Origin of the sequence: Paraburkholderia sp. SARCC-3016 (assembly GCF_031119615.1) — a bacterium.
Classification (GTDB): domain Bacteria; phylum Pseudomonadota; class Gammaproteobacteria; order Burkholderiales; family Burkholderiaceae; genus Paraburkholderia.
This window is the reverse complement of record NZ_JAVHZD010000004.1, coordinates 169,373-181,923: the sequence shown is the minus strand read 5'-3', so window position 1 is coordinate 181,923 and position 12,551 is coordinate 169,373. Positions and strand designations below refer to the sequence as shown.

16 protein-coding genes and 1 pseudogene are annotated in these 12,551 nt (G+C 64.8%); 7 read left to right on the top strand and 10 right to left on the bottom strand.

The window, feature by feature from the left end:
- Positions 1-244: 244 nt before the first annotated feature.
- Genes QYH69_RS06150 through QYH69_RS06130 form a run of 5 tightly spaced genes read left to right on the top strand, consistent with a single transcriptional unit; the run spans position 245 to position 4,146 of the window.
- Entirely contained in the window at positions 245-961 is a 717-nt protein-coding gene (locus QYH69_RS06150; RefSeq protein ID WP_374992356.1) for a TCP-1/cpn60 chaperonin family protein, read from the top strand.
- Positions 961-1,857, top strand: a complete 897-nt coding sequence (locus QYH69_RS06145; RefSeq protein ID WP_308830999.1) for a polysaccharide deacetylase family protein — start codon at positions 961-963, stop codon at positions 1,855-1,857. Before QYH69_RS06150 ends, QYH69_RS06145 begins: the two co-directional genes overlap by 1 nt.
- A complete protein-coding gene (locus tag QYH69_RS06140) occupies positions 1,854-2,126 on the top strand; it encodes a hypothetical protein (RefSeq protein WP_308830998.1) in 273 nt (90 codons plus the stop codon). Before QYH69_RS06145 ends, QYH69_RS06140 begins: the two co-directional genes overlap by 4 nt.
- The gene (locus QYH69_RS06135; protein WP_308830997.1) at positions 2,123-3,799 is read left to right on the top strand and encodes an AAA family ATPase; all 1,677 of its coding nucleotides are present in this window, start codon (positions 2,123-2,125) and stop codon (positions 3,797-3,799) included. Before QYH69_RS06140 ends, QYH69_RS06135 begins: the two co-directional genes overlap by 4 nt.
- Complete coding sequence (locus QYH69_RS06130) at positions 3,796-4,146, top strand: hypothetical protein (RefSeq protein WP_308830996.1); 351 nt, start codon at positions 3,796-3,798, stop codon at positions 4,144-4,146. The genes QYH69_RS06135 and QYH69_RS06130 overlap by 4 nt, the downstream gene beginning before the upstream one ends.
- On the opposite strand, the gene QYH69_RS06125 is transcribed toward QYH69_RS06130, so the two are convergent.
- Both QYH69_RS06125 and QYH69_RS06120 read right to left on the bottom strand, forming a co-directional pair.
- Positions 4,107-5,138: an Acg family FMN-binding oxidoreductase gene (locus QYH69_RS06125; RefSeq protein ID WP_308830995.1), complete on the bottom strand. Its 1,032-nt coding sequence runs from the start codon at positions 5,136-5,138 to the stop codon at positions 4,107-4,109. The two genes, QYH69_RS06130 and QYH69_RS06125, sit on opposite strands and share 40 nt — an antisense overlap.
- A complete protein-coding gene (locus QYH69_RS06120; RefSeq protein WP_374992355.1) occupies positions 5,135-5,458 on the bottom strand; it encodes a DUF1488 domain-containing protein in 324 nt (107 codons plus the stop codon). Before QYH69_RS06120 ends, QYH69_RS06125 begins: the two co-directional genes overlap by 4 nt.
- Before the next feature lie 297 nt (positions 5,459-5,755).
- Here QYH69_RS06120 and QYH69_RS06115 point away from each other — a divergent pair, with 297 nt between their 5' ends.
- Positions 5,756-6,199, top strand: coding sequence for a hypothetical protein (locus tag QYH69_RS06115; RefSeq protein ID WP_308830993.1), 444 nt, complete (start codon positions 5,756-5,758; stop codon positions 6,197-6,199).
- A gap of 55 nt (positions 6,200-6,254) precedes the next feature.
- Here QYH69_RS06115 and QYH69_RS06110 read toward each other — a convergent pair whose 3' ends face one another.
- Positions 6,255-6,776 (bottom strand): BCAM0308 family protein, encoded by a 522-nt coding sequence (locus QYH69_RS06110; protein WP_308830992.1) that lies wholly within the window; start codon positions 6,774-6,776, stop codon positions 6,255-6,257.
- A 44-nt stretch (positions 6,777-6,820) separates the two neighbouring features.
- Positions 6,821-7,513: a CBS domain-containing protein gene (locus QYH69_RS06105; protein ID WP_308830991.1), complete on the bottom strand. Its 693-nt coding sequence runs from the start codon at positions 7,511-7,513 to the stop codon at positions 6,821-6,823.
- A 346-nt stretch (positions 7,514-7,859) separates the two neighbouring features.
- On the opposite strand from QYH69_RS06105, the gene QYH69_RS06100 reads away from it, so the two are divergent.
- Entirely contained in the window at positions 7,860-8,285 is a 426-nt protein-coding gene (locus QYH69_RS06100; RefSeq protein ID WP_308830990.1) for a hypothetical protein, read from the top strand.
- A gap of 117 nt (positions 8,286-8,402) precedes the next feature.
- Here QYH69_RS06100 and QYH69_RS06095 read toward each other — a convergent pair whose 3' ends face one another.
- The 6 genes and pseudogenes from QYH69_RS06095 to QYH69_RS06070 all read right to left on the bottom strand — a co-directional run bounded on the left by QYH69_RS06095 (position 8,403) and on the right by QYH69_RS06070 (position 12,272).
- Entirely contained in the window at positions 8,403-9,239 is an 837-nt protein-coding gene (locus QYH69_RS06095) for a ferritin-like domain-containing protein (RefSeq protein ID WP_308830989.1), read from the bottom strand.
- Positions 9,240-9,314: 75 nt separating this feature from the next.
- Positions 9,315-9,755, bottom strand: a complete 441-nt coding sequence (locus QYH69_RS06090; RefSeq protein ID WP_308830988.1) for a hypothetical protein — start codon at positions 9,753-9,755, stop codon at positions 9,315-9,317.
- A 351-nt stretch (positions 9,756-10,106) separates the two neighbouring features.
- Positions 10,107-10,286, bottom strand: a pseudogene (locus QYH69_RS06085) (RND transporter); the annotation flags it as partial.
- 243 nt (positions 10,287-10,529) lie between these two features.
- Complete coding sequence (locus QYH69_RS06080; RefSeq protein ID WP_308830987.1) at positions 10,530-10,724, bottom strand: hypothetical protein; 195 nt, start codon at positions 10,722-10,724, stop codon at positions 10,530-10,532.
- Between the two features lie 26 nt (positions 10,725-10,750).
- Positions 10,751-11,227, bottom strand: coding sequence for a universal stress protein (locus QYH69_RS06075; RefSeq protein ID WP_308830986.1), 477 nt, complete (start codon positions 11,225-11,227; stop codon positions 10,751-10,753).
- A gap of 40 nt (positions 11,228-11,267) precedes the next feature.
- Positions 11,268-12,272 carry a universal stress protein gene (locus QYH69_RS06070; RefSeq protein ID WP_308830985.1) on the bottom strand — a complete coding sequence of 335 codons (1,005 nt, stop codon included), beginning with the start codon at positions 12,270-12,272 and terminating at the stop codon, positions 11,268-11,270.
- Positions 12,273-12,551: the final 279 nt, after the last annotated feature.

Here is a 12,551-nt window from a genome sequence, read left to right as displayed (position 1 = left end):
GCCGCGACGGTCCGCGCTCCCCCTGAAGCATCGCGCAACACGAGGTGCGCGATTTGACATCGATCAACGCCCGCGCGCGTCGAGCGGCGCGCGGCCCCCGGATGGGCGCGTGGGGCGAATCGAGCGGCCGGTCCGTTGATGCAGATCAACTGCGTGCGCGCGCGGTGCCGGTTCAATGGTCGAAACATAACGGCATGCAGCGCGGCCGTGCCCGTCAGCGACGAATCCATCCACGGAGCCCATCGTGTCAGCCAGAAACCTTGTCTTTCATCAGGACGCGCGCCAGCTGCTGCTGAATGGCGTCAATGCGCTCGCTGAAGCCGTCAAGGTCACGCTCGGGCCGGGCGGGCGCAACGTGATCGTCGAAAAGCCCGATGCGGCGCCGCTCGTCGCCAACTCGGGCGTCGTCGTCGCGGGCGCGGTCGACCTCGCCGACCCGCTCGCGGAGATGGGCGCGCGCCTGCTGCGCGAAGTCGCGACGCGCACCAGCGAAGTCGCGGGCGACGGGACCACGACGGCGACCACGCTCGCGCAGGCGATCATGATCGAAGGCAACCGCTGTGTGGTGGCCGGGCACGATCCGATGGCCCTCAAGCGCGCGCTCGAAGCAGCCGGCAAACGCGTCGTCGACGAACTGCGCCGCATGGCGAAACCCTGCACGAGCGCCGCGGAAATGCGGCAGATCGCCACGATCTCGGCGAGCGGCGACACGAGCATCGGCACGCTCGTCGCGCAGGCGGACGGCGCCGCGGACGGCGCGTGGGGCTACGACGCCGCGCACGGCAGCTATGGCGATATGTTCGAAGCCGGGATCGTCGATCCCGTCAAGGTGTCGCGCACTGCGCTGCAAAATGCGATCTCGGTCGCATCGCTGCTGCTGACGACCGATTGCATGATCGCGCGCCTGCCCATGCGGCAAGCGGGCAGCGACGGCAACGACGCTTTCGCGCGGGCGTTCTGATGGCCTGCCGCCCGGCTGTCCATCGCGGCACCTCGCCGTTGGTCCGGTACGAGCTTGCGCTGCGCGTCGTCGTCGCGATCGCATGCGCGCTCTGTCTGTTACTGGCGCCCGCCGCACCGGCCGCATTCGCGGCGCTGCCGGACGGCGCCGTCGCCGGCAACGCCGCCGTGCCGGTGGTCGCGATCCTCGTCTACCACCGTTTTGCGCAGTCGGCCGACGATTCGATGACCGTGCGCATCGCGACCTTCGAGGCCCATCTCGCGTTCCTGCGCGAGCACGGCTACAGGATCGTGCCGCTCGCCGACATCGTCGCATGGGTACGCGACCGAGCGGCGACGCTGCCGCCGAAGGCGGTCGCGGTGACGGTCGACGACGGTCATCGTTCGGTGTACGACGCGATGATGCCGATCGTGCTGCGCGAGCGGTTTCCCGTCACGCTGTTCGTCTATCCATCGGCGATCTCGAACGCACCGTACGCGCTGACCTGGGACCAGTTGCGCACGCTCAAGGCGACCGGCTTCTTCGATGTGCAATCGCATAGCTGGTGGCATCCGGATTTTCATGTCGAGCGGCGCCGCCTGTCACCGGACGAATTCCGCCGGTTCGCGAGCCGGCAGTTCGCGCACTCGCGCGAAGCGATCGAGCGCGAGGTCGGCGGACATGTCGATATGATCGCGTGGCCGTTCGGCATTTACGACGACGATCTCGTCGAACTTGCCCGCTCGGGCGGCTACGTCGCCGGCCTGACCATCGAAGCGCGCCGCGTGCGGCGCTCCGATGCGCCGCTCGCGCTGCCGCGCTTCCTGATGGTCGACGGCTGCACGCCGCAGCTGCTCGTCCGCCTGCTCGGCGAAACGAAGACTGGTTGGCCGCCAGGCCCCGGAGCGCAACGATGAGCGCGCGCTGGCGAGCGGCCGTCGGAACCGCTTGCGCAGCTCTGGCGCTCGCCGCAGCCTCGTGCAGCACAGCGGCGGCCGGCACGCAGACGGCCCCTGAGACGGCCTCCGTGCAGACGCGCGGCGTCGTCATCGACGCCGCGCATCTCGCTGCTCGCGAGCGCGCTGCATTCATGCCGCTGCGCGAGCGCTACCTGATATATCGCGACACGCGTACGGGCGAAATACCGAGCGCCGCGAAACCAACCGTCGATGCGACCACGCCATGATCCGATCGAACGTCAAAGGCACACCCACGCTGCACGCGGCGAACCGCCAGCGAGCCGCGCGGCGCGCATGGCGCGCGCTCGACCGCATGCTGCGCCGGCCGGACTTCTACCTGCACCCCGCGGGACGCATCGAGCGCCGCGAAACGCATCTGTCGGTTGTCTATCTCGCCGGGCGATTTGCGTACAAGATCAAGAAACCCGTCGCATTCGGCTTTGTCGATTTCACCGACGCGGACGCCCGACGGCGTAGCTGCGAAGCCGAAGTGCGCCTGAACCGGACCCTCGCGGGGCCGCTTTATCTGGGCCTCGTGCGTATCGCGCCCGAGCGCCGCACGAGGCAGGCTGCCGCAAGCCGTGCCGTCGGCGCCGAATACGCAGTCAGAATGCGACGCTTCGACGAGCGCATGCTGTTTTCGCGGCTGCTCGCGCAACGCGACCTGCAGCGCACGGATATCGACCGCGCGGCGGCACGGCTCGCGCTGTGCCACCTTCACGCGTCGCGCAACGTGCCGCGGCCCGCGCTCGGCAGCGCCGCGCTGCTGCGCGCGCAATGCAACGCCGTGCTCGACGGCTGCGCCACGCATATCGGCGCGGCTCGCATCGAGCCGCTGCGCCGCTGGTGCGCCGCCGAATTGGCGTGCATAGCCGATACGCTCGACGCGCGCCGTGCAACGGGCTTCGTGCGCAGTTGCCACGGCGACCTGCATCTGAACAACATCGTGCGGTGGCGCGACACCGTGCTGATGTTCGATTGCATTGAATTCGACGATGCGTTGCGCTGGATCGACATCGCCAACGACCTCGCCTTTGTGCTGATGGATCTGCGCGCATCGGGTCGGGCCGATCTCGCGGCCCGCATGCTCAATCGCTGGCTCGAAACGAGCGGCGACTATGGCGCGCTCGTCCCGCTGCGCTTCTACATCGTGTACCGCGCGCTCGTGCGTGCGTACGTCGCGCGGCTCGGTCCGCAGGAGCCGGCGTCGCTCGCCGCAAGCGAGCGCTATCTCGACACGGCTGTCGCTGCCGTCAACGAAACCGCGACCGGTCGGCGCCAGTGTCTGCTGCTATGCCATGGTTTTTCAGGGTCGGGGAAATCGGTGGCGAGCCGCGCGCTAGCCGATCTTTACCCCGCGATACGTCTTTCGAGCGATGCGCAGCGCAAGCGGATCGGCACGCACACTCCGCCCGAGCGGGCGGCATTGCGCGCCGACTCGTACACGTCGGACAAAATCGACCGCGTCTACGGCGCATTGCTCGAGACAGCGGAGCAAATCCTGCGCAATGGCTACAGCGTCATTGTCGACGCCACGTTTCTTCAGCGGAAACACCGCGCTGCATTCCTGGAGCTCGCGCATGCGCTCGGCGTGCGCGCCGTGCTGCTCGATTTTCACGCGAGCGACGCGTGTATGGCGGCGCGCGTGAGCGCCCGTGCGCGGGCCCGCAACGATCTGTCCGATGCCGACGTGGCGGTGCTGGAGATGCAGCGTACCAGCGCGGAACCGCTGACGGCGGACGAAAGAACGCTCGCCGTGACGTTCGACACCGAAGTTCCGCTGTCGCGTATCGAAGCGGCCGAGTACTGGGAATCCATTCTGACGATTGACCAACGTCAACCCGATGCGCGAACGCGCCAGCATCATGGAAACAAACCCCAATTGCGACGCCATTCATGAAGGACAGAATTTTTTTCACCGGTGCGTCGCATGGTGGCATCGAGGCGACTGTCGCAGTTGGTCGCGCAGCTAGCGGCCAATTTTCGGGCGCCGGTGTTCATCGTGCAGCATCCCGGCAAACGAAGCTCGGCCTGCGCCTGCTCGATTCGCCGATTGCGCGCGACGCACAAACGCTTGCCGCGCTGAACGCACAAGCCGGAAAAGCCGAGCGCGCGGCGGCCCAGGTCTGGCAATGGACGTGCAACGGCACCGCTTCGAACGAGGCGCCGCAGCGCGACGGATCCGGCGCGCCGCGCCGCCGCGCCGCTCAGTCGACGACGTCCGGCATCGGCCGCCTTGGCGAGTGACCAACCTGCGGACCGCGCCCGACACGAAGCAGCAACTGCGGAATCGCGTCGACCTTCAGCAGCGCCCGCAGCGGTTCCCGCAGCGTGGTGACTTCGATCGGCTGATTGAGGTAAGACGCCGTGAGCCCTTCGGATGCCGCAACGAGCAACATGCGCTCGAGCGCCTGACCTGCGGCGACCCACTCCGCGCGATTGTCCTGCCGCGTGGCGATGCCGACCAGCAGCGGCGAGCCCTCGATAAAACGCCGGTCCGTCGCCGGGGCTCCCGCGCCCATGTCGAATACCCGCAAGGCGGACGCGACGAACGGCGCAGCGACATCGAGCATGCGCCCCACCGACGCTCCGTACGCGGGCATGCCGTCCGCCGTGCGCGACGGATGGATCCAGCTGGCCAGCTCGCGCCGAAAGCGCGGATCCGCGAACTGGATGTGGTCGGCCTCTTCGATCAACTCGGCGATCGCCTGGCGCGACGCCCGGGCATCGATGCAGCACGCGATCGCGCCCTCCGCATCGCACGCATCGAGCAATTTCGCCTGCAGTGCGGTTGCCACGTTTTCGCCCGAGAATGGCGTGCGTGTCGTCACCCGTTCCGTGATGGCGCTGAAGAGCGCGGCGAGCCTCGCATCGCGATAGCCGTCGTGCGACACCTTGATCTGCGCGACGATGTCCGGATCGAGTTCGGACGGAAACACCGTGATCGCGTAGGAGAGCCCGAAATGACTCAATGCGACGCGCAGATTGAGCAGTGCCGCGCCGCAACCGATCAACAGTTCCCGGTCGAACGGATCGACCACCGGCAATGCGCGCGTGCGGTCGGCGCACAGTTCGACGGTGTCTGCATCGACGATGAATCGCCACGGCTGCGCGTTGTGATTCGACGGGGCGAGCACCGCGTATTGCAGCGCAAAGCGCACTTGCTGTTCCAAGGGCGCGGATGCGTCGAACCGATGTTCGTCCAGATCCCATGCCGACGGCGACGTATCGCTGTTCATCTCGACCTCTCCTTGTCGACGCAGTCGCGCGAGCCGTTTTGCGCGTGCGGGTAGAAGCGGAAGTATCCGCTGTGCAGCAGTACCGGGTTGCCCCCCACTTCGTTGAGCATTCTGTCCGCGGCCTGTTCGATTTCGAAGCGATGCGCGATGAAGGCTTCGATCAGATCCGGTTCGCGCAGCGATGCCGCGCCGAAATGGTCCTCGAGCGCCTCCGCGGTGATCGCGCACCGAACCGCTTTGCCGTCGACGAGTGCCGCAAACGCGACCACGAGGTCGCGCCCGCGATACTCCGGCGCATCGTGTGGAAAGGAAATATGCATGGCGGACACCTGTGCGAAACATGATCGCGCGTGGCGGATCGGAACTCACACACAGCCTACGGACCTGCGCGCAGCCCGCGTTGATGCAAGTCAAACGCCGGCGTGCAGCGCGACGCCATGCCGCGCGCTTGACCTGCGTCAACCGGCTGCGCAATGGCTTCGCCGACACTGACCGTTGCGTGTCAGGCGAGGTTCGAGCGCGTCTTTGAGGACGCCAGACGGCACCAGCACGGGCACCAGCGCGGGCACCAGCGCGGGCACCACACCGGACGCACCAACGACGCAAGCGAGGAGACCATGGGCCTTCAAGTCGACCTTACGGGCGTGCGCGACGTCTACACGCTCTGCTTCGTACGCATGCCGTGGGCATTCTTCACACGTCTGCCGCTCGAGCGGCAATGCGGCGACCGCTGGGACCGCGTGCCGTACCATCTGCACGCGGGACTGCCCTTTTCGGACAGCCCCGATCAGATACTGAAGGTCGCGTTCGACGGGCCGCTGTTCCCTCCCGAATCGGGCCGCAACGGCCATGCGCGCAGCGCGTACGAACTCAATGAGGGCGCCGCGCCATGGCTGCGCACCGAGAGTTTCCTCGATGGCGAGCCGCTGCACATCATGGCCGGCGCCACCCTGGCCGCTTTCGTCGAACAGGTCGAATTGGCGGGCGGCGAAGTTTTCGTGCCGCTCGGCTGGGGTTGCTTGCCGAGCTTGCCGCCTGAATCGATTGCGGATGCGAAGTAGCAAAGTAGCCGCCGCACGAGGCGAGGCCGCGCTTGGCCCGCCTGCGGGAGCGTGCTCACACGTCGCTGTCCGCATGGCTCCAGCGCGCACGCAGCAGGCCATCGCCGTCGCGATACTCGATCGAAAGCCGGCCGTGGTGCGTGCGTAGCAGTGCAGCGCCGATCCGGCGCAGCAGATGCGTGCCGGTCGTGGTCACCCTCATTCCGCCGGCCTGCTCGTCGATGCGCATCAGGCGCTCGAGCGCGTGACGCTCCCGCTCGCCCTGCTCCTGATGATGCAACAGCGCAAGAACCTCGTCGCGGTGCGCATCCAGATAGCCGCCGCCCTGCAGCCACAGTTCGGCCGCGGGAGCATGCTCGAGAATCCGCCGGCACGCCGGGCATACGAGCTGACTGGTGCGTCGCGTCGTGGCGCACCACATCCAGCGGCCGTTGTCGTAAACGGCGCCGCATTCGCGGCAGCCCGTGCCGCTTTGCACGCGCAGCGGCGCCCGGTAGCTGTCGCCGGTATGCGGCTGAGGTTGTTTGTCGCGGCGCGGCGCGGCGGATGTTGGCTTGTTGTCGTGAACGCCGTTCAAAGCCGGCCTCCATGCCATGGGCAATGCACGCGGAAAACCGTGCGTTACATTGCGGGAAACGGGGCCGGGTAGGCGAGATGGCTGACCACCTCCTTCACACCCGGTACGCTTTGCGCGGCAATGCATAGCGCCTTGCTCTCCTCGTCGCTCGTGATCGAGCCCCACAGGTGCACCACACCGTCCGCAACGATGACGTTTTCCCGCGCCAGTCCCCAGCGCTCGCCTGCCATCGCGGCAAGCACCGCTTCGCGCAGTTTCGCATCGTCCGGGGTGACGAGCGGCGCCGCGGCGGGCTCGATGCTCGCCAACGCGCGCACGAGATTCGCACGGCTCACGATGCCCGTCACCTTGCCGTTTTTCAGCACCGGGACACGCTTGATCCGGTGCCGCTCGAGCAGTTCGGCGACCTCGCCTAACGGCGTGTCCTCGTAGACCGTCATCACGTCGGTCGTCATCACGTCCTTGACGGTCTGCGCGTGCTCCTTCACGTACTCGCGCGCCAGTTCGCGAGTCGACGAAAGGAACTGCAGCCACCATGAGCGCCGGCGCGCGCCGGTGCCGATTTCGCTACGATGCAGCAGGTCGCCCTCACTGACGATACCGACCAGATTGCCGTCGACATCGACGACGGGCGCCGCGCTGATCGAATGTTCGGCGAGCAGGCCGGCGGCTTCGCGTATGTTCATCTCAGGGGTTGCGTAGATGACCGAAGTGGTCATCACGTCGATTGCACGCATGGGTTTTCTCCTCGAACAGGTTCGTCCGGTTCCACTCCGCACGAGCGGCGCTCATGCTTTTCCGAACCGGCCATAGGGAGAATGGTTTGCCGTACCGGCCGCGCCGGCCTTGATCGAGATCAAGCGAAAGCATGACCGCAATGCACGGCATCGATCGGAGCGATTTCCCGGCGTGGACTGCCTCGACCGATCGTCGTCGCGCGTCAGCGAATCCCGACAACGGCTCCGCGATACCTACCGCGACATCCGCATCGCCTGATTGGTGCAAGCGGCGCGCTCGCCAATACTTGAATCGCGGGCCACACTTACGTTACCCGCCCGCGTAGAAGAAACCGGGAGACACATCATGCGACCCATTCAGTTTCTGACCGCCCAGGCGATCTTCGATCGCGCCGTCGATCATCTTCTCGGCCAGCGTCGCGCCGGTCTGTTGCCACGAGGCGGCGCCGCGTACCGCAGCGGTTGCGGCGGCTGCCCGATCGGCAGCTTTATCCGCCCTTCCGATTACACCTCGACGATCGAAGGCGTACCGGTGCGCTTCCTGACGGCGGATCCGCTTTCGCGGCCCGCCTATATGGACGCCGGCGTTGCGGCGCTGCGGCGCGCGCTGATCCGCGCGAAGATCAACGTCTTCGACGAACGGACCGTCGCGCTGCTCAGTTGTCTGCAGAATGTGCACGACGTCTTTGCCGTGGCCGAATGGGAAGCCCGGCTCGTCTCGATTGCCCGGCAATTCAATTTGAGCTGCGAGCGGCTTCGACTGGCTGCATAGCGTGACCCGCACGCGCTGCGCGATCTGTTCGCGTGTCGCGGTGCTTGCGGTTCGCCGCCGCGCAATGACGCCTCGCCGGAGCGCCGCGCGGGACCGCCGCGACAGTTCAGCGACAGTTCAGCGATACTCGCGGAAAAATACATGCTGAAACAGCTTCTCGAGTGGATACTGAACGCCGGGCACGATGCGGGCAGGCAAACCAAGCGGCTTCAGTAGCATTTTCACGCACATCTCGGCCGACAGGTTCCGGCGCACCTGCCCGTTGATGCGCACAGCAATCTTCCTGTTGTGTGCCGAATCGCCGCCGCGCTCCGGATAACGCATCGCAAACACATGGCGCAGCGCGACATCCGAGTCTTCGCCCTTGATCTCGACGAGGCGGCGCACGAGTGCCACGAGTACGGCAAGCCGTCCGTTGCGTTCGATCGCGTTGTACTTCCGGAAGTACGACAAAAAGTGCTTGTAATGCCGCACCTCGTCCGCACTGATGTTGCCCGCGATCTGCTTCAACACGGCTTCGTTCGACCATTTACCGATCGCACGATACAGCGATGCGGTGCTGGTCTCGATCACACAACGCGCGACCATCTCGAGCGCGCGGGTTTTCTCAAACGCTTCTGCATTGCATAACGTCGAATACTCGTCGAAGAAATTTGCGAATGCCTTGTCCCAGTCGAAATCGGGCCAAACGTGCGCGATATACATTTTCAACGCCCGGCCATGCTGCAATTCCTCTGGCTTCCATTCGTCGTTGAGCCACGCAACCACTTCCGTATCGCCGTCGAAGTAGGCGCTCAGGTCGCTGGCATACAGATGCGTACCGCTCTCCATAAACGAGGACGCGCATAGCAGCAGCAACAGCTCTTCGTTCGCGGTGGCGCGCTCGCGGTCGATACCGGCAAGGTCGATATCTTCGATACGCCACGGCAAGACGTGGCCTGTCTCTCTATGCATGGGCGAAGCTACCTGGAAAACTGTCGCAAAAGCCCTTTCCGATCATCGAGGCGACTCGGAGGTGGCGATTACCGGCTAGTTGCCGGATATGTAAAAAGTAACATGCGCCGACAGAATTATCAGCGCCGCATTCGACGAATAGAGCAAGATCTGCTTTTTTGTAAGCCCATTCGAAAGCACTTCGCTTAAGCTGCAGGCGATGCGTAGTAACGTATAGCACCAGGCTATAAAATAATCAAACCTGTTTCCGCTCTGCGTTATGGTGAGCGCCAATGAAAAAACATAAAAAATTATCGGGGCATGCAGCAACCCCGACCGGTCGGGTCCGATCCACGTGCCATCCTTGTGCGCGTCGAATACCATTACCCGGGTTCGCGTCCAGCAAGCAGTTCTCCTGATCGGAATGCCGATTACGATCGCAAACAGGAATTCAGCGAGACCGATGCCCCATAGCCAGATACAGGTCCACGTTGCCAGCACCAGCGCGGGAAAGAGAATGCTATGAGATTGCGTCACAGGTAGGCTGCCCAGGAATTATCGAGGTCCATCGGTAGAACAGCGGTCCACCCGATCTATTCCATATCCGGTTCGGCAACCGCACTGTAACCGTTAAAATGGCATTCGATAACGACGTACATTCCCGCTCATTGCCAGACTTCGCGCGGACGTTCAGCCCTGCTTCAAAAAAAGTTAAATAGTTTCGCTTGAACGTGTGCAGGCCATATCTCTTGTATATGACTTCCCGCGAATGTGGACATTGCGTCACAAGAGTGTGGCTAACGAATCGAATATCGATCCCGTTTCACGAATGGAAACCCCGGTTCGTCAGATTGGAACGCGCCTCAAGTCCGAGCCGGGCGCCGCCGCGCCGCTCGCCGACAGCGTGATGTTCGGGAACAGCGCGGCCGTCGCGACGCCGGCATGGGCGCTCGCGACATGCAATGCAGCCTCCGCCTGCAGGATGTCGGGACACCGGCGCACGAGCGTCGACGGCAGCGTTTGCGGCAAATCGGCCGTCACTGCGATATAGGCTAGCGATACCGGAGGCGTGCCATTCGGATGGAAACGCGATGATCGCGCGCGCTGCGTATCGCGACGGAATCGCCGCGACCGAAGAGATAGTCGCGCTCGCGATTCTTCAAGCCGACGACGTCGAGCCACAGACTCGCATCGTCGAGTCGCGTTGTCGTTCACGAGCAGCTTGAACGCGAGTCTGAGGATGCCTTTCATGTTGTTTTGATCCAGGCGGTGCCGACAGGCTGTGGGTCATGACCGCGAGTCACCTCGCCGTCAGCCTCGACGGTTGCGTATTCTCTCGAGCAGCACCGTAGCGACGACGAGTCCGCCGCATAATGCGACGCTGCCCGCATAGAACACCATCTCGTCGCTGGTCACCATGCCCTGCAACGCGGCGGCAAGCCCCATCATCGAGGCCAGTACGGCGCTCATCGCTAGCGAGATGCGCCACTGATGAAGGAATTTCATGTCGGCTCTCCGCATGGCTGCGTATGTCACTCCTGCGCCGCCGCGTTCGCATCGGTGTCGTCCATGCGCACGAGCAGCACCGGGCAGTCGGAGAGGCGCACGAAGCGCTCGGCGACGCTGCCGAGAATCGCCCGCTGCATGCCGCGCCGGCCATGCGTGCCCATCACCGCGAGCTCGGCGCCGAACCGCTGCGCGCACCGGTGCAGACAATGCGCGACGTCCTCGCCGACCGATTCGGTTTCGACGAGCTCCGCTTCGCCGGTGACGCCCGCGGCGGCAAAGCGGGCCGACGCATCATCGAGCGCAATGCGTCCGTCGCGGCGAAACGCATCGATCATCGCCACCGGATCGTAGTAGCCCGCGTAGGGAAAGAGCGCGGCCTGGTCGACGACATAAACCGCATGCACCTTGCCGTGCGTCATGGCCGCGACACGCACCGCCTCGTTCAATGCCTGCTTCGACGTGTCGCTGCCGTCTACGGCAACCAGGATCTTCTGATACATGATGACCTCCAGTGAACGCTGATGAAATCGGACAATGCGTCTAAAGAATGATTGGCGGCGGCTCCATGCCGGTGGCCACCATGGGGCCGCCGATACGCCGTGCGAGCTTTTCCGCGACCCATGCCGGCGGATAGACGACCACCGCGCAGGGAGGATCGCGTAGCGCGCGGGAAGCCACACGTCCCGGCAACGTTTCGGAAAGCGCATGCCGGCTGCGCAGCCCCATCACGATCACGTCCGCTTTCCACTGCTTTGCTTCGCGCGAAATGGCATCGGGCACGTCGTCGAGCTCGCCCTCCGTTTCGAGTAAGGTTGTTCGCGCATCGACTCCGTGCTCGCGTAACACCCCGGCGGCCGCTTCGAGTGCGCGTTCGCCCTGACGGCGCAGCAGATCGCGCGGACACCATGCGCGCAGATGGAATAGGCCGTCGATCACGTAGGCGACTTTCAACTCCGCATCGGCGGGAACCGCCGGCAGCGCAGCGCGCAGCATCTGTAATGACGCGTGTGTGCCGTCGACCAGTGTCAGCACGCGCGGGCGGCGTGGAATCTCGGTCGAAAGCTGCGAGTTGGGAACGTACAACACGGGGCAATGAGTCGAGGCGGCCACTTCCTCCGGATTGAAGTGGCAGGCCCAATGGTGCTTGCGCGACGGCGACGAAATCGCCACAAGATCGGCTTGCCAGCACTTCGCGGCGCGGCCGAGTACCACGGCGGTGTCGATATGCAGGGCCGGCGAGTCGAGCAACTGCGTGTCCACGTCGATGCCGGCGCGGGCCAGTTCGGCCGATGCCTGCCTCAACATCGTCGATGCGGCATGAGTCATTGCACGATGCGCTTCGCTCCAATCGGGGTAGCTCAGCATCAGCGTCGGAAACAGCGATGCCGGGTTGCTAACGATGTCAATCAGTCTGACAGCGGCATGGTTCGCCGCGAACTTCAGCGCGAATCGCGCGAGCATCAGCAGACCGCTGCCGCGTTCGCATGCGACCGCGATTCGCGAGAATGCGCGTGGAGCATCCGTTGCGCCCTGCGAGCCTGCCATATCTGCCTCCATCCCATCGGGTGTCCGGCCTCCGGGCGGTGTCCGGAGGCGCGGCGTGCTATCACCGGTTCATCATGGGCGGCATTGACGGGCGGCCGCTTGACGTACATCAAGCAGACGCGTGTGGCTGGCGGCGGTGCGCTGAAGAATTTCTGGAATGGAGATAGGGATAGTGGGGAGATAGCTGTGGTTCAGCGAGCGGCAGGCAGTTCGAGGCGCAAATTGAGACTGAACCGAGAGTGGTCAGATCGGCAACGAGCCGGGTCGCCCCGGGTGTCG